The following is a 22,531-nucleotide window of genomic DNA, read 5'->3' on the forward strand; positions in this document are numbered from 1 at the left end:
GAAGTTGGACATCGGAGAATGGCTGCGCAGCCTAGGCCTCCAATCCTATGAGCAGACATTCCGCGACAACGGAATTGATCTCGAGATCCTGCCCCAACTGACGGTTGAAGATCTCAAGGAGATTGGAGTCCAGGCCGTCGGCCACCGTAGGAAGCTTCTCGATGCAATCGGTCTACTACCAGCGAACCTGGCGGCGCGGCCGCCCGCGTTGGTGGAGCGCCGTCGGCTCACGCTCATGTTCGTCGACCTCGTCGGCTCGACCGACCTCAGCCGCCGACTCGATCCCGAGGAGCTGCGCGAGGTCATGCGAGCCTACTCGAACACAGTGGCGGCAGAGATTGTGCGACTGGAGGGCCACGTCGCGAAGTTTCTGGGAGACGGTGTGCAGGCCTATTTCGGCTGGCCGCGCGCAAGCGAAGATGCAGCAGAGCAAGCAGTCCGGGCAGGACTTGCGGTCGCAACAGCGGTCAGCGGCATGTCATCAGGCGCGGGAGGTCTGCTGGCAGCACGCGTCGGCATCGCCACCGGCCTGGTCGTGGTAGGTGATCTGCTCGGGGAAGGTGCTGCGAAAGAGGAAGCGGTCACTGGAGAGACCCCTAATCTCGCGGCCCGTCTGCAGCAGGTTGCGGAGTCTGGTACGGTCGTTATCGCCGACAGCACGCGCCGGCTGGTCGGCGATCTCTTCGAATTTGTTGAGCTCGGGTCCCTTCAGCTCAAGGGCTTTGCGGAGCCGGTGCAAGCGTGGCGGGTCATCGGCGAAGGCAGGGCAGAGAGCAGGTTCGAGGCGTTGCACGGCGCCCACGTCACGCCACTCGTCGGGCGCGGCGAGGAACTCGATTTGATGATGTCACGGTGGCGGCTTGCAGAAGGAGGGGCTGGACAGGCCGTCCCTATTTTTGGCGAGCCGGGAATCGGAAAATCACGATTGGTGCGCGCGCTGCGCGAACGGCTACAGGCCGAACAAATCACGCTCGTTAGCTACGCCTGTTCGCCGCATCACCTGAACAGCTCGCTCTTTCCCTTCATCTCGCAGCTCGAGCGGGAGGCGCGGTTCGCACCTGAGGATGCTGCGGAAAAACGGCTCGAGCGCCTCGAACTACTCCTTGGCGAAAACGGCGAGGGGCTATCTGGCGATGCAATCCAGCTCCTTGCCGATCTGCTCGGCATTCCAACTGAGAGGCCGAGCACCCAGCCAGAGATGTCGCCGCAGCAAAGGAAGGCGCTCCTGTTTCGCACGTTCGTGGCCCGGCTCGATCGACTTGCCGGTCGTGGCCCGGTGATGATGGTGCTTGAAGATGCGCACTGGCTTGATCCGACCTCGCGCGAGCTGTTCGACCAGATCGTGGATCGTATTCAGGACCTGCCAGTGCTGCTCGTCGCTACATTCCGCCCGGAACTCCCGCCGCCATGGACCGGTTTTCCTCACGTCACGTTGCTCATGCTGAATCGCTTGCCAAAGGCGCAGGTGGTTGTACTCGTCGACCGGATCACCGAAGGCAAAGCGCTTCCCGCCGAGGTCCTCGACCAGATTCTGGCGCGGACGGAGGGAGTGCCGCTCTTTACAGAGGAGCTCACGAAGGCTGTTCTTGAAGCCGGGATCCTCCGCTACACCGGCGCTCGCTACGTCCTCGCGGGCGTATTCCCGTCGTTGGCGATCCCCGCGACGCTGCACGATTCATTGATGGCGCGGCTTGACCGTCTTGCTCCAGTCAAGGAGGTCGCCCAGATCGGAGCCTGTATCGGCCGCGAATTCGATCACGAGTTGCTTGCTGCGGTCGTATCGATGCCAGAGGTGGAGCTCGCCGCGGCGCTTGATCGCTTGGTAGCGTCGGAGCTCGTTTTCCGGCGGGGCCTCGCACCTGCCGCCACCTATGTTTTCAAGCACGCCCTTGTGCGCGACGCCGCCTACGAAAGCCTTCTCAAGCGGCGCCGCCAGGAGCTGCACGCACGGATTGCCACATCGATCGAAGCGCTCTTTCCGCAACTTGTCGAAGCGCAGCCGGAGCTGGTCGCCCGTCACTTCGGCGAGGCGGGCTTGGCAGAGAAGGCCATTCCATACTGGCTGAGGGCGGGGGGACTTGCGGCCGCCCGATCCGCGAATATGGAAGCAATTGCCCATCTGAGATCGGGGCTAGAGTGCGCCCAGTCACTTCCTTCCGGAGCATCACGCTCGCGCTTCGAGCTTGATTTACAGCTCGGACTTGGAGGACCGCTGATTGCAACAAAAGGGTTTGCTTCAGACGAGGCAGAAGCGGCATTCCAGCGGGCGCAGGAGCTCAGCCGTGAGCTGCAGAGCGAGGCCGATCTCTCCGCCGCGCTGAAGGGACTCGGCCACGTCTACCACGTGCGCGCCAAATTGCGCGAAGCCGCGAGCATCGTCGCGGAGACGGAGGCGATAGCAAAACGAAGCGGTGATCCGGTACGCCAGGCCGAAGCCGATCATCTTGCGGGCGTGCTCTCATTCCACCTCGGCCAGTTTCAATTCTCGCGCGACCAGCTTGAGAGAAGTGCGCAAGCCGGCGAATACCGCGGCCGCTATTATTCCGAGGTGTACGGAATCGACATGAGCGTATTCTGCCGCGCCTACATGAGTCATTGCGACTGGCATCTCGGTTATCCGATTCGTAGTCTTAAGATTGCTGAGGAAGGGCTCGCCATCGCGCGCGAGATTTCACATCCATTCAGCATCGCGCTCGCGCTCAATTATCTGGCCATGCTCTGTCAATTCCGGCGAGAGCCCGATGCCGCACTGAAAGCCGCGGCAGAGTCGCGCGACGTCTGCACCGAGTACCGCTTCGACTACTATCGTGCATGGGCCAGCCTCGTTCGCGCCTGGGCGATCGCTGAATCCGGCAGGCTTGAGGAAGGTCTGGCGGACTTTGATACTGGGCTTGAGGATCTCCGGCGAACCAGCGCGGGACTACGCATTCCGCACCATCTTGGGTTGCGCGCGGCGCTTCATCGCAAGGCCGGAAACGCCATGACCGGGCTTCGGATCATCGACGAAGCGGTCGCAATTGCGGACGCAAGTCTCGAGAGCTGGTGCGCCGTCGAGCTTCACCGGGAGCGCGGTGAACTGCTGTTGCTGACAGGCGGGGAGCAGGCGGAAAATCAAGCGGACGCGGAGTTCGAGACCGCGATCAAAATCGCCGCCGCCCAGGGAGCAAAGTTGCCCGAGCTTCGCGCAAGCATTGCGCGCGCCAGGCTGCAAGCGTCACGCGGCATGCGGCGAGAGGCGCGCGACGTTCTTGTGCCGATCTACAGCTGGTTCAGCGAAGGCTTAGAAACGCTCGATCTCGTGGAAGCCCGCAAGATGCTAACAGACTTGTGACGAAGTTATCGCCATAACCGTGCGATCAGGTTCCGGACAAGTCTGAGCTTTCGCATGCTTTGGAGTCAAAGTGCTACCTGGCCCAACCGGCCTGTAATGGCGCCAAGCGGACATCCTGCTGACGCGCCACTTCTGCTGCGTAATTAAAACGCGAAGAACTCAGATTGAGCAAATCTGGTTCGCTCTGGCTCAACGAGCGGACTACCTACTGCCGAGGCGCAACTTCGGGGCATCAGCCCTCGGTCGATGCTAGCGCCGTCCGCCCCGCAATCTCCTCGCTCCGCCAGCACCGCACCACATGCCCATCGGGTCGCGTTTCCAGCGTTGGCCCCGGCTCGCTCCGGCACACCGCCTCCGCATATCGGCAGCGCGGGCTGAAGGCGCAGCCGTTCGGCGGGTTAAGCGGGTTGGGCAGGTCGCCGCCGGTCGTTGCCAGCGGAGCGTGGCGCAAGGGATCGGGGATGGCCGCGATCAGGGCCTGCGTATAGGGGTGCGCCGGACGTTCGAAAATCTCGCGCCAATCGCCGTTCTCGACGATGCGGCCGAGATACATCACGGCGACGCGGTCGCTCATGTGCTCGACCACACCGAGATCGTGGCTGATCATGATGTAGGACAAGCCGAGCGTGTCCTTCAATTCCAGCAGCAGGTTGATGATCTGGGCGCGGATCGAGACGTCGAGCGCCGAGACCGGCTCGTCGCAGATGACGATTCTGGGGTTGAGGATCAGCGCGCGGGCGATGCCGATGCGCTGGCGCTGGCCGCCGGAGAATTCATGCGGATAGCGGTCGGCCTGCTCGGGGCGCAGGCCGACATGCCTCAGCATGCTCGCGACGCGGTCCTCGATCTCGCTTTTCGCGGTTACGCCGTGCACGCGCAGAGGATCCTCGAGCGTGCGGCGAACTGTCTGGCGCGGATTGAGCGAGGCGTAGGGGTCCTGGAACACGATCTGCACGATGCGGGCCAGCGCCTTCCGGTCGCCGGATTGCCGGTTCGTGACGACCTGTCCGTCCAGCACGATGCGGCCGCGCGTCGGCGTGAGTAAGCCGAGGATCGACAAAGCGACGGTCGACTTGCCGGAGCCGGATTCGCCGACGAGGCCGAGGCATTCGCCGCGCTTCAGTTTGAGGTCGACGCCGTCGACGGCGCGGAGCAGCCGACGGCCGCGGCCCAGCAGGCCGCCCCCGAGCGGAAAGTGAACGGCGAGATCCTCCACGCTGAGGATCACATCGTCGTCCGCTCTCCCCTTTGGCTCATGCATGGTGGTGACACCGGACGAAACCGCCCGCCTCCAGCCCATCCGTCTGCGGCGCATTGGTTCGGCAAATATCCGTCGCCTGCGCGCAGCGCGGATTGAACCGGCAGCCGTCGGGGAAACGCGTGATCGCCGGCACGACGCCCGCGATCTCCTTGAGCCTGCTGCGGCCGAGCGCAGCGCGGCTGCCGAGCCGCGGCAGCGAGTCGACGAGGCCCTGCGTATAGGGATGGGAGGGCGCTCGGAAGATGTCGGCCGAGCCGCGCTCCTCGACGATGCGACCGGCATACATGACGGCGACGCGGCGGCAGACGTTGGCAACAAGACCGAGATCGTGACTGATCATCAGGATCGCCGTTCCGCGCTCGGCGCACAGATTGCGCATCAGCTCGATGATCTCCGCCTGCACGGTGACGTCGAGCGCCGTCGTCGGCTCGTCCGCGATCAGCAGGTCCGGACCGCAGGCCAGCGCAATGGCGATCATCACGCGCTGGCGCATGCCGCCGGACAGCTGGTGCGGATAGTCCTTCACGCGCCGCTCCGGCGCTGGGACGCGGACGCTCGCGAGCGCCTCGACAGCCAGCTGGTTGGCCTCCCGCCAGCTCTTGCCCTTGTGCAGCACGAACATCTCGGCGATCTGCCGCCCCACCGGCGAGACCGGGTTCAGTGCCGTCATCGGCTCCTGGAAGATCATGGCAATGCGATTGCCGCGCAGCTGCCTTTGCCGGGCGGCGGACAGGTGCTGGATCTCCTGGCCCTGGAACCGGATGACGCCGCCGGCGATCGACAAGGGTGGCCGCAGCAGGCGGATCAAAGCGAGCGCCGTGATGCTCTTGCCGCAACCGGACTCGCCGACGAGGCCGAACGTCTCGCCGCCATCGATGCGGAATGAAATGCCTTCGGCCGCCGCAACGCGCCTCGCTCCGTCATCGAGATCGATGCGGAGATTCTCGACCTCGAGCAGCGGCGCGCCGGTCATATGCGCCGGCTCCGCGATTGCGGATCGAGGATGTCGCGCAGGCCATCGCCGAGCAGATTGAGGCCGAGCACGGTCAGGAAGATGGCAAGGCCGGGAAAAATCGAAAGCCACGGCGCCGTCGTGATCTGCTCGCGCGCTTCCGACAGCATGCTGCCCCAGCTCGGAAAGGGCGGGCGGACGCCGAGGCCGAGGAACGACAATGCGGCTTCGGACAGCACCGCGCTGCCCATGCCCAGCGTGCCGATGACGACGATGGGCCCCAGCATGTTCGGCAGGAGCTGCGTGATCATGATGCGGATATCACCGTAGCCGAGCACGGTGGCCGCCTGCACGTAGCCCTGGCTCCGCAGCGACAGCGCCGAGGCCCGTGCGAGCCGGCAGGTGAACGACCAGTTGGTCAGCCCGAGCGCGATCAAGAGGCTGGTCAGGCCGGGACCAAGCACCGCCATGATGGCGAGCGCGAAAATCAGCGAGGGGATCGCGAGCATGAGATTGGTCAGGGCGTTGACGACATCGTCCCACCAGCCGCCGAAATAGCCGGCGCTGAGGCCGAGCGCCACGCCGATGACGCTGTTGATGAGCTGCGAGACGATGCCGACCGTCAGCGAGACGCGCGCGCCGTAGAGGACGCGCGAATAGATGTCGCGGCCCTGCGCGTCGGTGCCGAACCACCAGGTCCAGCTCGGGGGCTCCTCCGCATTCATCAGGTTGGCGTCCATCACGGGATCGGTGTGTGCCAGCCAGGGCGCGAGCAGGCCGACGACGATCGCCAGCGCGAACAACGCTCCCCCGATGACGAGATTGGCGCGGAGCTTCATGCGTATCTGATCCTGGGATCGATCACGCCGTAGAGCACGTCGATCAGGAGATTGATCGCGAGAAAGAACAGCACCACGACGAGGATGGAGCCCTGGACGGCCGGAATGTCGCGCTGGAGCACGCTGTCGACCAACAGCGAGCCGATGCCCGGCCAGGAGAACAGTTTCTCGACCACGACCGCCTGCCCCATCAGCGCGCCGAACTGCAGGCCCATGGTCGTGAGGATGAGGACGAGCGCGTTGCGCATGACGTGCCACTTCACGACCCTGGTCTCGCTCATGCCCTTCGAGCGCGCGGTGCGGACGAAATCCGCGGTCATGATCTCGAGCACTGCGGCGCGCGTCGTCCGCGCCAGCAGCGCCATCGGCGAGACGCCGAGCGTCACGGCGGGCAGGATCAGATATTTGAGGCTGCCGTCACCGTAGCCGAAGCTCGGCAGCCAGCCGAGCTTGAGCGCGAACAGGTACATCAAGAGCAGTCCGAGCCAGAACTTGGCCAGTGACAAGCCCGACACCGCCAGCATCATCGAGACGGTGTCGACGAGGCTGCCCGGCCGCAAGGCCGCGACGAAGCCGAGCGGCACGCCGAGCAGGATCGCAAACGCCATGGATGCGAAGATCAGCTGCAGGGTCGGCCAGGCCCGCTTGGCGATCATGGTCGTGACGGGCTCACGGGTCCGGAACGAGGTTCCGAAATCACCGGTCGCGAGCCCGGCGATGTAGGTGCCGAAACGCATATAGACGGGCTGATCGAGGCCAAGCTGCTTCTTCATGCGCAGCTCGACCTGCGGATCGCTGTCGTCGCTCATGCTCGAGACGATGCTACCGGGAACGACGCTGAACAGCACGAACACCAGCAGCACCACGGCGAGCACGGTCGGGATGGTCTGCAGGACGCGGCGGATCAGGAACGCGAGCATCTCAACTTTTCCCCGCTCCCTCCCTCGCCGGTCGCGCTGGAGGGAGCGCGCGTGTCACTTCGCGGGCGAGGTCTCGTCGACCCAGAGGTCCTCGACGTTCTGGTGGGTCAGCTCCGTCGCGTTGAGCTGAATTCCCTTGAGCCAGGGCTGCACCGCCATGACCGCCTTGTTGTAGTTGAAGAACCAGACCGGCGCCTCCTCGTAGAGCAGCGCATTGGCCTTCTGCATCAGCTGGATGCGCTTTGTGGGATCGTCGGCCTGTCCGGCTTCATCGAGGATCTTGTCGAAGTCGGGATTCTTGTAGGTCGTGTAGTTGCAGGCCGCCTGCGGCGTCGCCGAATGGAAGCATTTGAGCGCGGCCTGAGGATCCGGGCCGCTCGCCTGGGAATAGATGAAGGCCTGGTAATCGCCGGTGCGGACCACCTCCGCCAGCACCGCGGTTTCGACCTGCTTGACCTTGGCCTTGATCCCGACCTTGTCCAGCATCGGGATGACGGCCGAGACGATCGGCAGGCCCCAGCTTTCATTCTGGCTGGTGGTCCATTCGAACTCGAAGCCGGATGCGTAGCCCGCCTCGGTGAGCAATTGCTTGGCCTTGGCGGGATCGAAGGGGTAAGGCTTCATCGCCTTGTCGTAGGCCGGCGAGGTCAGCGGCAGCCAGCTGGTGGCGCGGTAGGCCTTGCCCTTGACCAGCTTGTTGATGATCAAATCGGTATCGATGGCGTAATTGATCGCCTGCCTCACGCGCTTGTCGGAGAACGGCTTGACCGCGGGATTCATCCCCATGTAGCGCGTGAACACCTCGGCGACCTCGACGATGGTGCCCTTGAGGTCGGCGTCGGACTGGTAGGCGACGTACTGCGCAGGTCCCAGCACCGAGGTGTCGATCTCCTTGTTGCGGAAGGCGACGTCGCGCGCCGCGGCCTCGCCCATGACCGACACGACGATCTTGTCGGCATAGGGCTTGCCTGGCTTGTAGAACCGGTCCCAGCGCTCCAGGACGATGCGTGATCCCGGCACATGCTCGACGAACTTGAACGGACCGAGACCGATCGGCTTCTGGATGAAGCTTTCCTTGGCGGCCTCGTCGGCGGGATAGATCGAGGTCAGCGCGGTGAAGAAGTAGAAGCCCGGATCGACCTTCTCGGTCAGCTTCATCTCGATGGTGAAGTCGTCGATCTTCTTCAGGCCGGAGATCTCCTTGGCCTGGCCCTTCTCGACTGCGGCCGCGCCCTCGATGACGCGAACGTAACGCGCGCCGGGATAGGCCTTGCTGCCGTCCATGATGCGGTTGTAGGACCAGATGATGTCGTCGGCGGTCATCTTGCGGCCGCTATGGAAATAGGCGTCGTCGCGCAGCTTGAAGGTGTGAACGAGGCCTCCGCCCGAGACCACGCTCTCCTTGGCGAGCTCCAGCACCGGCTTGCCCTCCGCCGAATTCCAGATGTAGAGCGAACGGTGCAGGGCCTTGGCGTAGATCTCGTCCTGGGCCCGCTGCGTGGTGTGAATGTCGAGGCTGGTGAAGCTCGAGCCGTAGGGCGCCGTCATGCGGATGGTTCCGCCCTTGCGCGGTGTCTGCGCCTCCGCTGTGGCGGCGAGCGCCAGTCCCAAACCGGCAACGATCGCGATGGTCTTGAACATCATGTGTCCCCCCGACGCAGGCTTATTCCGACAAGTGATTTGATCATTCGTCGCCTGCCGAAAGCAAGCTTCGTTTTGACGGCAAATGATGCCGGTTCCTGAGGCATGCTTTCGGCGGAGGCGCAATGACGCGGTGCGTCATCGGGCGGGTAGGATCGATGAACATTTTTCGTGATCGAGGCGACCAAGCTCAGGATCATTATCTGAGCCCCAAGGGATGGCGCAAAAATGCATCGCCGAACGCTAGGTGCCCTGCTCGCCACGGGTCTGGTCGCCGCGACGGCCGTGCTGGCGCGCCCGGTCGCGGCCGGCCTGGGTGGAGAGAGCGCGACAAACGCTATCCAGTTCGGCTGGAGTCGCACCTCCGGCGCGAACGACAATGTCGACCAGACCTGGTGGGCGGTCCGGAGCCATGACGCTCTGGACAATTTCGTCGAACGACTGCTCAGCATCCCCGTCGGGATGATGGCGCGCGGTGCGGGGGCACGTTTCGAAGCCAAGCTCTCCGAGCATACCGGCCTGCCGCTGCCCGAAGGGTGGGCCCTCGCGACGGCGAAAGAATCGCCGCAGATCCGGTCGATCTACGCCGAGACGCCGCGCGATTTCGCCTCTGTGCTCGGCTTCTATCGCGACGCACTCGGCAAGCGTGGCGGGACGGAGAAAGACGGTGCGCTCGAAGAGCCGGACCGGGCCGTGATCACGTTCCTGACGAGAGAGGGACCGCTCCTGCTCCGGCTCTCACGTCAGGACGGCAAGACAATTGCCGAGCTGTCGAGGCGCAAATTCGCTCCGGCGACCATCGGCCTGCTGCCGAAGCCGGGGCAAGTGAGGCTGATGCTCGGCAACAAGACGGATGAAGCGGCGGTGATCACCGTCGCCGACCAGGCCGTCCATCTGGCGGCGCACGCCGGCGAAGAACTGGCGAACTCCGACGGTGCCGCAGGCAAATTGCCGGACAGCCAGAAGCTCGATCTGCCGCCCGGCAGGTACAAGGTCACCCTCAAGGTGGATGGCGGAGCGGCAGTGAGCCGGGAGTTCGAGGTCGCGGCCAACGAGACCTGGGGTTTGCTGGCCGGCGCGGACGGCGTCCTGCTGCCGATGCGGCTTTACTAACGTTCCGGGGACGATCTCTCATCTCGTAATGACGGAGCGTGGGGCGGGCGCCTCATCATGTGGCTGGTTCAGCCCGACAATTCCGGCATCCAGTCCCGCAGTTTTCGCGCGGCATTCGTCACATCCGCGATGGTCCGGAACGACGCCGTCTCCACCATCATCGCCCTCGCCAGCCGCACGGCACGGGCTTCGCTGACCGCCCGCGTGCGCGGGTCCTCGATCAGCTCGAAATCGATGTTGTGGGCGAGGCCGAAGATGCGGCGGATGATTTTTGCGGCTGCGAAGCCGACAGCGTCGGCGAACAGGCGTTGCATGTAGCTTTGTCGCTCGGCTTCCAACCGCGCGGCACCCTGTTCGCCGGCGAAAAGCGAGACTGGATAGGCATCGCCGGTGCCTCCCGCCCGCCAGAGATCGAGGAACTTTCGGGTAAACTCGGTCCAGACCTGCTCGACCGTCTCCAGCACCCAGGCCTCGAATGCCGCCCGTTCGCCCGGCGCGCGCTCGTGGCCGGCGGAAGCGAAATAGGCCATCAGGAGATTGGCCAGCACCGCGCCGACGTCGAAGCCCATCGGACCGTAGAACGCGAATTCCGGGTCGATCACGCGGGTCTGGCTATCCGTGACCATGATCGAGCCGGTGTGGAGGTCGCCATGGATCAGCGCTTCCGGACCCGCCATGAATTTCAGCTTCAGCCGGGAGATTACGACGTGCAGCTCCAAGTCCTCGCGCAAGCGCGCGGCAAGGCCGTCGAGATGGGGCGCGGTCCAGCGGTTCTGCTCGGCGATGCGGTAGGGATCGGTGAAGATCAGGTCCTCGGTGATCTTGCAGAGCGCATGGTTGCCGGCAAAGGCCGCGATGGCCTCCTTCTTCTCGGCCGCGGATAGCGCGAGGTCGGAGGTGAAGAACAGCGTCCGCGCCATGAAGGTGGTGATGTCGTCCACGAAGCGTGGATAGCGCGTTGCCGCGACCAGGCCCTTGCGCATGATGATGTGGGGCTCGAGCAGCTCCATCACGGTCAGCGCCAGGGTCTCGTTGTGATGCAGCACGGCCGGCACCAGGCTAGGCGCGAGCTGGGCCTGGCGCGACAGCGCCAGATACTCGTAATGGGCGCGCGACAACGGCAAGGGCCAGCTCTCGCCGACGAGGCGGACGTAAGGCAGCGCCTGCTTCACGGCGATGCCGCCGCGTGCGCCCTTGACGATGAAGACGAGGTTGAGGTTGCCGTCGCCCACCTCGGTGATCGCCCAAGACGCCGGTTCGCCGCCAAGGAGCGCGGAGATATCAGGCAAGCCTGCGAGATAGTCCCGCAAGTCCGCCTCGTGCAAAATCCGATAGTCCCCTGCCCGGTCCCCGGTCATTGCGATCCCATCCCATGTCTGGGCCGGATCGCTACTCCCGATGCTGGCAAGCTCGAGCCGATCCGGCCATTCTTTTCATCGGATCGTAGCCACAATGTACGCTGTCTGCCACCCGCTGCTTTGGTGGCGGCCAAGCTGGGACGCTTGGTCGCGAGCTCCGATTGGTCGATTGAGGAACCCAAGCAGGCTGAGACGGTTTTGGGTTTCTGACCTTCTAAAAGGAGCTAGCGATGAGCCGCGGAATGCCTTCCATGACTGCCCTGCTGGCGATGCTGGCCATCGCCGGGTATCAAAATCGCGACAAGCTGGCGGAGCTGCTGAAAGGCGCCGGCGCCGGCTCGTCCACGGGCGGCCAGCAGCCGCTCGGAGGCATGCTCGGCAATCTCGGCGGCATGCTCGGCGCTGGCGGAATCGGGGGCCTGCTCAATGGCGGGATTGGCGAGCTCCTGGAGAGGTTCAACCAGAATGGGCAGGGCGAGATCGCCGATTCATGGGTGAAGCCAGGCCCCAACAAGGAGATCTCCCCGCCGGAGCTCAAGCAAGCCATCGGCAGCGACGTCCTTGAGAAGCTCGCGCAGCAGACCGGGCTTTCCCAGGAGGAGATCGTCTCACGGCTAACCCGCGAGCTTCCTTCCGCCATCGACAAATACACGCCGGATGGACGCCTGCCCGACGCATAGAAGCAGCGGCTCAACTCGAAAAGGTGTACTCATGAGCATTCTCTGGACCATCATCATTGGCTTTCTCGCCGGCGTGATCGCCAAGTTCATCATGCCGGGCGACAATGAACCGTCCGGGTTCATCCTGACGACCATCCTCGGCATCGTCGGCGCCTTCGTCGCTTCGTATCTTGGGCAAGCGCTGGGCTGGTATCGCCCTGGCGAGGGTGCGGGCCTGATCGGTGCCGTGGTCGGCGCGATCGTCGTGCTGTTTGTTTACGGTCTCTTCGCCGGCCGGCAGCGCCGCGCGATCTAGCTAGAAGGTCTCCCGCTCCAGGAAGCTGGAGCCGATGTCGGCCTTTCTCTTGATCGGATCGTAGTCGCAATAGACGCTGTCCGCGACCAGCGTGTAGCTGGCGCTGACCGTGTATTTGTCCGTCTTGACCGAGTTCAGGCCGATCACCGAGGTGCTCTTGCCGCCGTTCCATTTGAACGGCGTCGAGCTTTTGGCCTGCTCGCAGGCCAGCACGGCCTCGTTGAAGACATAGCCCTCAACGAACGCCTTCAGGGTGCGCACCTGCACCGCCATCCGCCATTCGAAATAGCCGATGGCACCGAGCCCTGCGACGATCAGCACCAGAAGCGCAATGACGATACGCTGAAATGTCATTTTTGACCCCATAACAACGCCAATCAAAACTTAAAATGGCATTCCCATCATCTTCGACAGGCGCTCGATCGAGAGATAGCCGGCATGATAGGCCGCAAGGCCAATGCCGAACACGATTGCCGAGATGATCGTGGTCCAGATCAGCTTGTGCCCCATGCGGGTGAGGATGGGAGCACCGGGGTCGGTGCCGGGCGCGCCAACACCGTCCTCGTGCTGGCTGCGCACGCCAAACGGCAGCGTCACGAACAGCATGACCCACCACAGCACGAAATAGATCGCGAGCCAGGTTGAAATCTGGATGGCCATGACGCGGCCCTATGCCTGCTCGATCTCGACGAGAGCGCCGGAGAAATCCTTCGGGTGCAGGAACAGCACCGGCTTGCCGTGGGCGCCGATCTTCGGCACGCCGTCGCCGAGCACCCTCGCGCCCTCCTTCACCAACGTGTCGCGCGAGGCGATGATGTCGACGACCTCGTAGCAGACGTGATGGATGCCACCGTCGGGATTGCGCTCGATGAACTTTGCGATCGGCGAGGCCTCGCCGAGCGGCTCGATAAACTCGATCTTGGTGTTGGGCAGGGTCGCGAACACGGTGGTGACGCCGTGCTCGGGCAGCGGCACGGCCTCGGAAATCTGGGCGCCGAAGGCCGCACCGTAGATCTTCGCGGCCTTGACCGCGTCCCTGGTCGCGATCGCGACATGGTTGAGCCTGCCCAACATGTTCCCCTCCCTATACCGTCAGTACATGTACCAGACAGGGGGGCTTTTTGCCCCAATGTTCGTTGATCACGGCCCGGACAGCGCGTCGCACCGACTCGGCCAAGGCGTCCGGATCGCGCCGGCGCGCCCTCGGCAGGCCTTCGATGGTCGACATCACGGCATCGAAGACGATGTCGTCGAAGGTCTCGCCGGCCCTGTTCTTCTCGGGGATGCCGACCAAATCGAGCTCGGGATCACCGGCGAGCTCACCCTGCGCGTTCATGGCGATGGCGACGAAGGCGCAGCCGGAAAAGCCCATGCGGCGCCGCTCCACGACGGCACGGGACTTGGAGTCTTCCAGGATCGTGCCGTCCTTGTAGAGCCGCCCCGATGGCACCTCGCCGACGATGCCGGGATCGCCGGGGCCGAGCTTGACGAGGTCACCGTTGCGGCAGACCAGCACGCGCGGCACGCCGGCGGCGCGGGCGAGCTTGGCGTGCTCATGCAAGTGCAGGGCCTCGCCGTGGACCGGGATCAGGATCTGCGGCTTCACCCACGAGATCATATCGCGCAGCTCGTCGCGACGGGGATGGCCGGAGACGTGGACCAGCGCATCGCGGTCGGTGATGACCTCGACGCCCTGCAGCACCAGATTGTTGATGATCGAGCCGACCGCCTTCTCGTTGCCGGGAATGGTGCGCGAGGAGAAGATGACGCTATCGCCGCGGTTCAGCGTGATTTCAGGATGGTCGTCATTGGCGATGCGAGCCAGCGCGGCGCGCGGCTCGCCCTGGCTTCCGGTGCACAGCGCCAGCACCTTGTCCTGCGGCAGGTGGCCATAGACCTCGGGCGAGCGGAAATTCTGCACGCCCTCGAGATAACCGGTCTCGCGCGCGACCTGCACCACGCGCTCCATGGCGCGGCCGACCACGACGACCTCGCGGTCCGCGGCCCTCGCGGCGTCAGCCACCGCTTTGACGCGGGCGACGTTGGAGGCGAACGTCGTCACCGCGACGCGGCCCTTGGCGGATTTGACGAGGTCGATGATGGTTCGGGCGACCTCGGCCTCCGAGGGCGAACGGCCGTCGCGCACGGCATTGGTGGAATCGCCGATCAAGGCGAGCACGCCCTCTTCGCCCAATTCCCGCAGCCGCTTCTCGTCGGTCGCGGCTCCAAGCGTCGGGGTCGGGTCGATCTTCCAGTCGCCGGTGTGCAGCACGATGCCGGCGTCGGTGTGGATCGCCAGCGCATGCGCTTCCGGAATCGAATGCGCGACCGGAATGAACTCGACGTTGAACGGACCGATATCGACACGGCCGCCTGAGGGCACCACGGTGACCGGAATCTCGGGCGCGTTGCGCTCGGCGGTGCATTTGGCCTCGAACAGCGCGGCGCTGAACCTGGTGGCGTAGATCGGGCATTTCAGCTTCGGCCAGAGGTCGATGATGGCGCCGAAATGATCCTCATGGGCGTGGGTCAGCACGAGGCCCATCAGGTTCTTGCGCTCCTTCTCCAGGAAGGAGATGTCGGGCATGATCAGATCGATGCCGGGCAGATGCTCCTCATCGCCGAAGGAGACGCCGAGATCGACCGCGAGCCAGGCGCGCTGGTGACGGTTGCCGAGGCCGTAGATCGACAGGTTCATGCCGATCTCGCCGACGCCGCCGAGCGGCGCAAACACCAATTCGTCCGGCCTTGCCATCACGCTGCTCCCACCGAGGCGGCGGGGCCGAAGAACACCTCGCCGGCCGCCACCGGCACGAGGCGGCCCTCCGCGGTGCGGACGATCAGGCAGCCGGTGTCGTCGATCGTGTCAAAAACACCTTCCAGCGTCATGATTCCCGTGTGGATGGCAACCTTCTCGCCGAGACCGGCGGCGCGCTCCAGCCAGAGCCTGCGGATCTCGGCAAAGCCGCGGCCATTGTCCCAGATGCCGCGGAACTCGACCCAGGCATCCGACAGCGCCATGAATAGCTCCTCGGCGCTGATCTGGACGCCGAGGGCGGCCAGCGACACCGCGGGCGTCGGGGTGCCCTCGGGCGCGGCGACCACATTGGTCCCGATACCGACCACGACGGCAAGGCCGCCACCGACGGCCTCGGCCTCGAGGCCAATGCCGACCAGCTTCTTGCCGCCGGCGAGCACGTCATTCGGCCATTTCAGCGCGTAGCGGGGCCGGCCTTCGCCGAGACGGAGCGAAGCCTCGAGGCTCACCTTCTCCAGCGCCGCCTCCTCGGCCAGCCCCGCGGCAAAGCCGAGCGTGGCGGCGACGGCGGGGGCAACGTCCATGACTTCGAGGATGCTGGCAGCGAGATTGCCGCGCGGCGCGATCCAGGCGCGCTGGCGCCGGCCGCGGCCGGCGGTCTGCTCGGACGTGACGAACCACATCGGGCCGCGCTCGCCGGCCCTGGCGTAATCGATCGCCTCGGTATTGGTCGAGCCGGTCCGTTCGAACGCCGCGAGCCTGTAGCCCGCAGCCGATGCGCGAGGACCGAGCGCGAAGGCCATCCTAGAACAACGACTTTGCCGCGGCGGAGGCGACGCTCACCACGGGCCCCGCGAACAGCGCAAACAGCAGGTTGAACAGGCCAGCGACCGCCAGCACCGTCCGCACTTCGATGCGGACCGGATCGACCCGGCCGGCCGGCTCGTCGAAATACATCGTCTTGACAATGGCGAGATAATAGTAGGCGCCGACGACGCTGGTCAGCACGCCAATGACGGCGAGCGTGAACAGGTTCGCCTTGATGGCGGCGACGAAGACGTACCATTTGGCGAAGAAGCCGGCGAGCGGCGGGATGCCGGCGAGCGAGAACAGCAGCATCGCGAACATGAAGGCGAGCAGCGGATTGGTGCGCGACAGGCCGGCGAAATCGCTGATCTGCTCCACGGCCTGGCCGTTGCGCTTCATGGCGAGAATGATCGAGAACGAGCCGAGCGTCATCGCGACATAGATCACGATGTACATCAACACGCCCTGCGCGCCTTCCACCGTGCCGGAGGCAAGGCCGACCAGCGCAAAGCCCATGTGGCCGATCGATGAATAGGCCATCAGGCGCTTGATGTTGCTCTGGCCGATCGCGGCGAAGGAGCCGAGCGCCATCGAGGCGATCGACACGAAGACCAGGATCTGCTGCCATTGCGAGACGATGCCGGGGAATGCGGTGAGCGTCACGCGGGTGAAGACTGCGAGCGCGGCGACCTTCGGCGCGGACGCGAAGAAGGCGGTGACCGGGGTCGGCGCGCCCTCGTAGACGTCAGGCGTCCACATGTGGAACGGCACGGCCGAGACCTTGAAGCAGAGGCCGACGAGCAGGAAGACCAGGCCGAAGACGAGGCCGACATTCGAGACCGTCGCGGCCGCGGCAATGCCGGTGAAGCTCACCGTGCCGGTGAAGCCATAGACCAGCGACGCCCCGTACAGCAGCATGCCCGAGGACAGCGCGCCGAGCACGAAGTACTTCAGGCCGGCTTCGGTCGACTTGGCGTTGTCGCGGTTCGAGGCCGCGACGACATAGAGCGCCAGCGACATCAATTCGAGGCCGAGATAGAGCGAGATCAGGTCGCCGGCCGAGATCAGCACCATCATGCCGAGCGTCGAGAGCAGCACGAGGATGGCGTATTCGAAAATCCGGCGCGACGGGTCGGACAGGAACTCGGTCGACAGGACGAGCGTCACGGCCGAGCCGATCAGGGCCAGGATCTTCATGAAGCGGGCGAAGTCGTCGACGATGAAGCTGCCGCCGAACGTCACCTGCTTGCCGGCGGGTTGCATGTAGACGAGCGCACCGACCACGATCAGAAGCACCACCGCCAGCGACGTCACGGTCCTGGTCGTCTCCTGCCCGCGATAGGCGCCGAGCATGAGAAGCGCCATCGCGCCGACCGCGAGCACGAGCTCGGGCAGCACCGGCGCCAGTTGATAACCTGCAGTCGAAAAGCTCATGGCGATATCCTGACCTGCCCGATCACTGGAGCAGTGCGGCAGCCTTCACGGCCGTCACGGCGGTGTTGTAATTGTTGACGAGTTGCTGGACCGAGGCGGCCGACATGTCGAGCACCGGCTTCGGATAGACGCCGAACAGGATCGTCAGCGCGATCATCGGGAATAGAATGACGCACTCCCGCAAGGTGAGATCCTTCATGCTCGCCAGCTGCGGCTTGACCAGCGCTCCGAACACGACCTTGCGATAGAGCCATAGTGCGTAGGCCGCCGAGAGGATCACGCCGAAGCTGGCGAAGAACGCGGTCGGGATCGAGACCTTGAAGGTGCCGAGCAGCGTCATGAACTCGCCGACGAAGCCGCTGGTGCCGGGCAGACCGACATTGGCCATGGTGAACACCATGAAGGTCATCGCATAGAGCGGCATCCGGTTGACGAGGCCGCCATAGGCCGCGATCTCGCGGGTGTGCAGGCGGTCGTAGACGACGCCGACGCAGAGGAACAGCGCGCCGGAGACGATGCCGTGCGAGATCATCTGGAACACGCCGCCGGCGACGCCCTGCATGGTGCCGGCGAAGATGCCCATGGTGACGAAGCCCATGTGCGCGACCGAGGAGTACGCGATCAGCTTCTTCATGTCCTCCTGCATCAGGGCGACCAGCGAGGTGTAGATGATGGCGATGGCCGAGAGCGTGAACACCAGCGGCGCGAAGTCGTGCGAGGCCAGCGGGAACATCGGCAGCGAGAAGCGCAGGAAGCCGTAGCCACCCATCTTCAGAAGGATCGCGGCGAGGACCACGGAGCCCGCGGTCGGTGCCTCGACGTGCGCGTCGGGAAGCCAGGTGTGCACCGGCCACATCGGCATCTTCACCGCAAAGGACGCGAAGAAGGCGAGCCACGCCCAGGTCTGCAACGACCGCGGCACCGCGGTGTGCATCAGGGTCGGGATATCAGTGGTGCCGCCGTTCCAGTACAGCGCCATGATGGCGAGCAGCATCAGGACCGAGCCGAGCAGCGTGTAGAGGAAGAACTTGAACGAGGCATAGACCCGGCGCGGACCGCCCCAGACGCCGATGATCAGGAACATCGGGATCAGGCCGCCCTCGAAGAACAGGTAGAACAGCACGAGATCGAGCGCCGAGAAGGTGCCAATCATCAGCGTTTCCAGAATCAGGAACGCCATCATGTATTCGCGGACGCGGTTGGTGATCGCCTTCCAGCTCGCGACGATGCAGAACGGCATCACGGCGGTGGTCAGGATCACGAGCGGCAGTGAGATGCCGTCGACGCCCATGTGGTAGGTGATGCCGGTGGCGAGCCAGTTCGCCTTCTCGACGAACTGGAAGTCGGGGTTGCTGGGGTCGAAGCGCATGACCAGGATCACCGACACCGCGAAGGTGATCAGCGTGGTCCAGAGCGCGATCCAGCGCGAATTGCGCCGCGCCGCTTCGTCGTCACCGCGGCTCAGATAGACGATCAGCGCGCCGACCAGGGGCAGGAACGTCGTGACCGAAAGAATGGGCCAGGTTGTCATTTACTGGCCTCCAAAGCCGAACATGAACCAGGTGATCAGGCCGGCGGCGCCGATCAGCATGGCGAAAGCATAGTGATAGAGATAGCCGGTCTGGATCTTGACGACGTTGCGGGTGACGTCCAGCACGCGGGCCGAGACGCCGTCGGGGCCGAAGCCGTCGATGATGAAGCCGTCGCCCTTCTTCCAGAGCTGGTAGCCGATCCACTTCGCCGGACGGACGAAGATGATGTCGTAGAGCTCGTCGAAGTACCATTTGTTGAGCAGGAACTGGTACAGCATCGGCTGGGTGTTCGCGAGCTCGACCGGCAGATAGGGCCGGCGGATGTAGAACAGGTAGGAGACGAGGAAGCCCAGCACCATCATCACCGTCGGCAGGAAGGCGATGGTCTGCGGGATGTGATGCATCTCTTCGATGATGTGCGGGTTCATCTTCACGGACTCGCGGAAGAACTCCTCGACCCCGTGACCGGCGAACAGCTCCTTGAACGGCAGGCCGGCGACGAACGAGCCGACTGCGAGCACGCCGATCGGGATCAGGATCCAGAGCGGAGCCTCATGCGCGGCCTCGTAATGATGCTCGTCATGCGGCTCGCCGTGGAAGGTCTTGAAGATCAGGCGCCAGGAGTAGAACGAGGTCAGGCCGGCGGCGATGATCGTCATCAGGAAGCCGTACACCGCGAACGGATTGTGCGAGGCGTAGGCGGACTCGATGATCGCGTCCTTGGAGAAGTAGCCGGCGGTGAGCGGGAAGCCGGTCAGCGCCAGCGTGCCGACCACCATCACCGCATAGGTGTAGGGAATCTTCTTCCAGAGGCCGCCCATGTTGCGGATGTCCTGCTCGTGGTGCATCGCGTAGATCACCGAGCCGGAGCCTAGGAACAGCAGCGCCTTGAAGAAGGCGTGGGTGAACAGGTGGAACATGCCGACCGAATAGGCCCCCGCCCCCATCGCCACGAACATGTAGCCGAGCTGCGAACAGGTCGAGTAGGCGACGATGCGCTTGATGTCGTTCTGGACGAGGCCGATGGTCGCCGCGAAGAACGCCGTGGTCGCGCCGAAGAACATCACGACGGCCTGGGCGGTCGGGGCGAGCTCGAACAGCGGCGACAGGCGCGCCACCATGAAGACGCCGGCCGTGACCATGGTCGCGGCGTGGATCAGCGCCGACACCGGGGTCGGGCCTTCCATCGCGTCTGGCAACCAGGTGTGCAGCAGGAACTGGGCGGACTTGCCCATCGCGCCCATGAACAGCAACAGGCAGGTCAGGGTCAGCGCGTCGGCGTGCCAGCCGAGGAAGTTGATGGTCTTGCCGGTGAGGCCGGGCGCGGCGTGGAAGATGGTCTCGAAGTCGGTCGAGCCGACCAGCATGAAGACCGCGAAGATGCCGAGCGCGAAGCCGAAGTCGCCGACGCGGTTGACCACGAAGGCCTTGATGGCGGCGGCGTTCGCCGAGGGCTTCTGGTACCAGAAGCCGATCAAGAGATAGCTGGCGAGACCCACGCCTTCCCAGCCGAAGAACAGCTGCACCAAATTGTCGGCCGTCACCAGCATCAGCATGGCGAAGGTGAACAGCGAGAGATAGCCGAAGAAGCGCGGCCGGTTCGGGTCCTCGTCCATGTAGCCGATGGAATAGAGGTGCACGAGCGAGGAGACGGTCGTCACCACTACCAGCATCACGGCCGTGAGCGTATCGACGCGCAGCGTCCACCAGACCTGGAGATCGCCGGAGAAGATCCAGGGCAGCAGCTGGATCCTGTAGTCGTGATGCATGAAGCCGACGTCGACCAGCGTCATCCAGGACAAGGCCGCCGAGACGAACAGCAGCCCGGTGGTGATCAGCTCGGCTGCGCGCGAGCCCGCCGCCGGCGGCTCGGTCGGGCCATGGCCGTGATCGTCGTGAGCGTCGTCGTGATGGCTCTCGTGGATGACGGAGGCATCCTCGTTGATCTTGTCGGACGCATGGGCATGAGCGCCATGGCCGTGGTCGCCGTGATGCTCGAGCTCGTCGCCCGAGGGGTTGCGGGCATGCGCGCCGAACAGCGCGATCAGGCCAGCCAGAATGGCGCCCAGCAGAGGCAGAAAGACAATTGCCTGAACCATGACTTACTCTTTCCGCATGATCTGATCGGAAAACCGGCGTCCACTTTTCCGGATCATGCGCTCAGCCCTTCATCAGATTGACGTCCTCAACCGCGATCGAGCCGCGGTTGCGGAAATAGACCACCAGGATGGCGAGACCGATCGCAGCTTCGGCAGCCGCGACCGTCAGCACCAGCAGCGCGAAGACCTGGCCGACGATGTCGCCGAGGAAGCTCGAGAACGCCACGAGGTTGATGTTGACCGAGAGCAGGATCAGCTCGATCGACATCAGGATGACGATGATGTTCTTGCGGTTCAGGAAGATGCCGAGGATGCCGAGCGTGAACAGGATCGCGCCGACCGCCAGATAATGTCCGAGCCCGATCGTCATTTCACCCACTCCGCCGCGTCCGCGTCCGAGAGCCCCTGCCCCGGCGCCACCTTGCGCACCGCCATCGCGATGTCGGGCGTGCGCGCGTTCTGAACGTTGATGTCCTGCCGCTTGACCTTCTCCTTGTGGCGGAGCGTCAGCACGATGGCGCCGATCATGGCGACCAGGAGCACCATGCCCGAGAGCTGGAAGTAGTGGATGTACTTCGTATAGAGCACGAGACCGAGCGCCTCGGTGTTGCTGACGTTGGCCGGGATCGCCGCCGTGATCGTCTTGGAGACGCCGGGATTGATGACCCAGAAGCCGACGGTGAGCAGCAACTCGAACATGAAGATGCCGCCGATCACGAGGCCGACTGGCAGGTACTCGATGAAGCCCTCGCGCAGCTCGAGGAAGTCGACGTCGAGCATCATGATCACGAACAGGAACAGCACCGCGACCGCGCCGACATAGACGACGATCAGCATCATGCCGAGGAACTCGGCGCCCATCAGCACGAACAGGCCGGAGGCGTTGACGAAGGCCAGGATCAGGTACAGCACGGAGTGCACGGGATTGCGCGAGACAATCACCATCACGGCCGAGGCGACGCAGACGCCGGCGAAGAGATAAAAGAAGAGCGCGGGAAGGATCATGCCCTCACCTCACCGGTACGGCGCGTCGAGCTCGATCGCCTTGGCGATCTCGCGTTCCCAGCGGTCGCCGTTGGCGAGCAGCTTGGCCTTGTCATAATAGAGTTCCTCGCGGGTCTCGGTCGCGAACTCGAAGTTCGGGCCCTCGACGATGGCATCGACCGGACAGGCCTCCTGGCAGAGGCCGCAATAGATGCACTTCACCATGTCGATGTCGTAGCGCACGGTGCGGCGGGTGCCGTCGTTGCGGCGCGGGCCGGCCTCGATGGTGATGGCCTGCGCCGGGCAGACCGCCTCGCACAGCTTGCAGGCGATGCAGCGCTCTTCGCCGTTCGGATAGCGCCGCAGCGCGTGCTCGCCGCGGAAGCGGGGCGAGATCGGGCCCTTCTCGAACGGATAGTTCAGCGTCGGCTTCGGCTGGAAGAAATAACGCATGGCGAGGAAGAACGCCGAGACGAATTCCGACAGCAGAAGCGAGCGTGCAGTGGCGTTGACGTTGATACCCATGA

At 64.4% G+C, this 22,531-nt stretch carries 21 protein-coding genes; 4 read left to right on the plus strand and 17 right to left on the minus strand.

All coding sequences use genetic code 11. From position 1 onward, the window contains the following. The first annotated feature begins 4 nt into the window (after positions 1–4). Entirely contained in the window at positions 5–3,331 is a 3,327-nt protein-coding gene (locus ACVWYQ_RS06215) for an AAA family ATPase (RefSeq protein WP_456725517.1), read from the plus strand. Positions 3,332–3,563: 232 nt separating this feature from the next. Here the strand turns inward: ACVWYQ_RS06215 and ACVWYQ_RS06220 are convergent, their stop codons facing one another. From ACVWYQ_RS06220 to ACVWYQ_RS06240, 5 genes are read right to left on the minus strand one after another with little or no spacing between them, the layout of a single operon-like run. After that, positions 3,564–4,592 carry an ABC transporter ATP-binding protein gene (locus ACVWYQ_RS06220; RefSeq protein ID WP_456725518.1) on the minus strand — a complete coding sequence of 343 codons (1,029 nt, stop codon included), beginning with the start codon at positions 4,590–4,592 and terminating at the stop codon, positions 3,564–3,566. Beyond that, the gene (locus tag ACVWYQ_RS06225) at positions 4,585–5,565 is read right to left on the minus strand and encodes an ABC transporter ATP-binding protein (protein WP_456725519.1); all 981 of its coding nucleotides are present in this window, start codon (positions 5,563–5,565) and stop codon (positions 4,585–4,587) included. Before ACVWYQ_RS06225 ends, ACVWYQ_RS06220 begins: the two co-directional genes overlap by 8 nt. Continuing rightward, positions 5,562–6,383: an ABC transporter permease gene (locus ACVWYQ_RS06230; protein WP_404651528.1), complete on the minus strand. Its 822-nt coding sequence runs from the start codon at positions 6,381–6,383 to the stop codon at positions 5,562–5,564. Before ACVWYQ_RS06230 ends, ACVWYQ_RS06225 begins: the two co-directional genes overlap by 4 nt. Beyond that, positions 6,380–7,303: an ABC transporter permease gene (locus ACVWYQ_RS06235; protein WP_456725520.1), complete on the minus strand. Its 924-nt coding sequence runs from the start codon at positions 7,301–7,303 to the stop codon at positions 6,380–6,382. The genes ACVWYQ_RS06230 and ACVWYQ_RS06235 overlap by 4 nt, the downstream gene beginning before the upstream one ends. Positions 7,304–7,357: 54 nt before the next feature. Continuing rightward, positions 7,358–8,947: an ABC transporter substrate-binding protein gene (locus ACVWYQ_RS06240; RefSeq protein WP_404540857.1), complete on the minus strand. Its 1,590-nt coding sequence runs from the start codon at positions 8,945–8,947 to the stop codon at positions 7,358–7,360. A gap of 225 nt (positions 8,948–9,172) precedes the next feature. Here ACVWYQ_RS06240 and ACVWYQ_RS06245 point away from each other — a divergent pair, with 225 nt between their 5' ends. Then, positions 9,173–10,057 (plus strand): hypothetical protein, encoded by an 885-nt coding sequence (locus tag ACVWYQ_RS06245; RefSeq protein WP_456725521.1) that lies wholly within the window; start codon positions 9,173–9,175, stop codon positions 10,055–10,057. A gap of 68 nt (positions 10,058–10,125) precedes the next feature. On the opposite strand, the gene mtnK is transcribed toward ACVWYQ_RS06245, so the two are convergent. Beyond that, complete coding sequence (gene mtnK / locus ACVWYQ_RS06250) at positions 10,126–11,415, minus strand: S-methyl-5-thioribose kinase (protein ID WP_404540853.1); 1,290 nt, start codon at positions 11,413–11,415, stop codon at positions 10,126–10,128. Positions 11,416–11,645: 230 nt separating this feature from the next. Between mtnK and ACVWYQ_RS06255 the strand changes: the two genes are divergently transcribed. Next, on the plus strand, positions 11,646–12,095 hold the full coding sequence (locus ACVWYQ_RS06255; protein ID WP_036025325.1) for a YidB family protein: 450 nt from the start codon (positions 11,646–11,648) through the stop codon (positions 12,093–12,095). A 31-nt stretch (positions 12,096–12,126) separates the two neighbouring features. Then, complete coding sequence (locus tag ACVWYQ_RS06260; RefSeq protein WP_028178196.1) at positions 12,127–12,390, plus strand: GlsB/YeaQ/YmgE family stress response membrane protein; 264 nt, start codon at positions 12,127–12,129, stop codon at positions 12,388–12,390. Here ACVWYQ_RS06260 and ACVWYQ_RS06265 read toward each other — a convergent pair whose 3' ends face one another. The 11 genes from ACVWYQ_RS06265 to nuoI all read right to left on the minus strand — a co-directional run bounded on the left by ACVWYQ_RS06265 (position 12,391) and on the right by nuoI (position 22,529). Continuing rightward, positions 12,391–12,744, minus strand: coding sequence for a hypothetical protein (locus tag ACVWYQ_RS06265; RefSeq protein WP_036025327.1), 354 nt, complete (start codon positions 12,742–12,744; stop codon positions 12,391–12,393). 30 nt (positions 12,745–12,774) lie between these two features. Continuing rightward, positions 12,775–13,050, minus strand: a complete 276-nt coding sequence (locus ACVWYQ_RS06270; protein WP_025036606.1) for a DUF1467 family protein — start codon at positions 13,048–13,050, stop codon at positions 12,775–12,777. A 9-nt stretch (positions 13,051–13,059) separates the two neighbouring features. Beyond that, positions 13,060–13,464, minus strand: coding sequence for a methylmalonyl-CoA epimerase (mce, locus tag ACVWYQ_RS06275; protein ID WP_157283560.1), 405 nt, complete (start codon positions 13,462–13,464; stop codon positions 13,060–13,062). A 10-nt stretch (positions 13,465–13,474) separates the two neighbouring features. After that, positions 13,475–15,145: a ribonuclease J gene (locus tag ACVWYQ_RS06280; RefSeq protein ID WP_404540850.1), complete on the minus strand. Its 1,671-nt coding sequence runs from the start codon at positions 15,143–15,145 to the stop codon at positions 13,475–13,477. After that, a complete protein-coding gene (locus tag ACVWYQ_RS06285) occupies positions 15,145–15,951 on the minus strand; it encodes a biotin--[acetyl-CoA-carboxylase] ligase (protein ID WP_404540848.1) in 807 nt (268 codons plus the stop codon). The genes ACVWYQ_RS06280 and ACVWYQ_RS06285 overlap by 1 nt, the downstream gene beginning before the upstream one ends. A gap of 1 nt (position 15,952) precedes the next feature. Continuing rightward, complete coding sequence (gene nuoN / locus ACVWYQ_RS06290) at positions 15,953–17,389, minus strand: NADH-quinone oxidoreductase subunit NuoN (protein WP_225113103.1); 1,437 nt, start codon at positions 17,387–17,389, stop codon at positions 15,953–15,955. A 22-nt stretch (positions 17,390–17,411) separates the two neighbouring features. Then, positions 17,412–18,920, minus strand: coding sequence for an NADH-quinone oxidoreductase subunit M (locus ACVWYQ_RS06295; RefSeq protein ID WP_036025336.1), 1,509 nt, complete (start codon positions 18,918–18,920; stop codon positions 17,412–17,414). Beyond that, positions 18,921–21,020: an NADH-quinone oxidoreductase subunit L gene (nuoL, locus tag ACVWYQ_RS06300; RefSeq protein ID WP_157283557.1), complete on the minus strand. Its 2,100-nt coding sequence runs from the start codon at positions 21,018–21,020 to the stop codon at positions 18,921–18,923. It abuts the gene before it with no gap. Between the two features lie 61 nt (positions 21,021–21,081). Continuing rightward, the gene (nuoK, locus tag ACVWYQ_RS06305) at positions 21,082–21,390 is read right to left on the minus strand and encodes an NADH-quinone oxidoreductase subunit NuoK (protein ID WP_036010170.1); all 309 of its coding nucleotides are present in this window, start codon (positions 21,388–21,390) and stop codon (positions 21,082–21,084) included. Continuing rightward, a complete protein-coding gene (locus ACVWYQ_RS06310; RefSeq protein ID WP_036010173.1) occupies positions 21,387–22,025 on the minus strand; it encodes an NADH-quinone oxidoreductase subunit J in 639 nt (212 codons plus the stop codon). Before ACVWYQ_RS06310 ends, nuoK begins: the two co-directional genes overlap by 4 nt. Positions 22,026–22,034: 9 nt before the next feature. Further along, on the minus strand, positions 22,035–22,529 hold the full coding sequence (nuoI, locus tag ACVWYQ_RS06315) for an NADH-quinone oxidoreductase subunit NuoI (protein WP_157283556.1): 495 nt from the start codon (positions 22,527–22,529) through the stop codon (positions 22,035–22,037). Positions 22,530–22,531: the final 2 nt, after the last annotated feature.

The sequence above is a fragment of the Bradyrhizobium sp. USDA 3397 genome (assembly GCF_054060965.1).

Excerpts from the sequence above, each read along its gene's own strand:
- ACVWYQ_RS06220 (WP_456725518.1), bottom strand. The coding sequence starts at position 4,592 with ATGCATGAGCCAAAGGGGAGAGCGGACGACGATGTGATCCTCAGCGTG.
- ACVWYQ_RS06225 (WP_456725519.1), bottom strand. The coding sequence starts at position 5,565 with ATGACCGGCGCGCCGCTGCTCGAGGTCGAGAATCTCCGCATCGATCTC.
- ACVWYQ_RS06230 (WP_404651528.1), bottom strand. The coding sequence starts at position 6,383 with ATGAAGCTCCGCGCCAATCTCGTCATCGGGGGAGCGTTGTTCGCGCTG.
- ACVWYQ_RS06235 (WP_456725520.1), bottom strand. The coding sequence starts at position 7,303 with ATGCTCGCGTTCCTGATCCGCCGCGTCCTGCAGACCATCCCGACCGTG.
- ACVWYQ_RS06240 (WP_404540857.1), bottom strand. The coding sequence starts at position 8,947 with ATGATGTTCAAGACCATCGCGATCGTTGCCGGTTTGGGACTGGCGCTC.
- ACVWYQ_RS06245 (WP_456725521.1), top strand. The coding sequence starts at position 9,173 with ATGCATCGCCGAACGCTAGGTGCCCTGCTCGCCACGGGTCTGGTCGCC.
- mtnK (WP_404540853.1), bottom strand. The coding sequence starts at position 11,415 with ATGACCGGGGACCGGGCAGGGGACTATCGGATTTTGCACGAGGCGGAC.
- ACVWYQ_RS06255 (WP_036025325.1), top strand. The coding sequence starts at position 11,646 with ATGAGCCGCGGAATGCCTTCCATGACTGCCCTGCTGGCGATGCTGGCC.
- ACVWYQ_RS06260 (WP_028178196.1), top strand. The coding sequence starts at position 12,127 with ATGAGCATTCTCTGGACCATCATCATTGGCTTTCTCGCCGGCGTGATC.
- ACVWYQ_RS06265 (WP_036025327.1), bottom strand. The coding sequence starts at position 12,744 with ATGACATTTCAGCGTATCGTCATTGCGCTTCTGGTGCTGATCGTCGCA.
- ACVWYQ_RS06270 (WP_025036606.1), bottom strand. The coding sequence starts at position 13,050 with ATGGCCATCCAGATTTCAACCTGGCTCGCGATCTATTTCGTGCTGTGG.
- mce (WP_157283560.1), bottom strand. The coding sequence starts at position 13,464 with ATGTTGGGCAGGCTCAACCATGTCGCGATCGCGACCAGGGACGCGGTC.
- ACVWYQ_RS06280 (WP_404540850.1), bottom strand. The coding sequence starts at position 15,145 with ATGGCAAGGCCGGACGAATTGGTGTTTGCGCCGCTCGGCGGCGTCGGC.
- ACVWYQ_RS06285 (WP_404540848.1), bottom strand. The coding sequence starts at position 15,951 with ATGGCCTTCGCGCTCGGTCCTCGCGCATCGGCTGCGGGCTACAGGCTC.
- nuoN (WP_225113103.1), bottom strand. The coding sequence starts at position 17,389 with ATGAGCTTTTCGACTGCAGGTTATCAACTGGCGCCGGTGCTGCCCGAG.
- ACVWYQ_RS06295 (WP_036025336.1), bottom strand. The coding sequence starts at position 18,920 with ATGACAACCTGGCCCATTCTTTCGGTCACGACGTTCCTGCCCCTGGTC.
- nuoL (WP_157283557.1), bottom strand. The coding sequence starts at position 21,020 with ATGGTTCAGGCAATTGTCTTTCTGCCTCTGCTGGGCGCCATTCTGGCT.
- nuoK (WP_036010170.1), bottom strand. The coding sequence starts at position 21,390 with ATGACGATCGGGCTCGGACATTATCTGGCGGTCGGCGCGATCCTGTTC.
- ACVWYQ_RS06310 (WP_036010173.1), bottom strand. The coding sequence starts at position 22,025 with ATGATCCTTCCCGCGCTCTTCTTTTATCTCTTCGCCGGCGTCTGCGTC.
- nuoI (WP_157283556.1), bottom strand. The coding sequence starts at position 22,529 with ATGGGTATCAACGTCAACGCCACTGCACGCTCGCTTCTGCTGTCGGAA.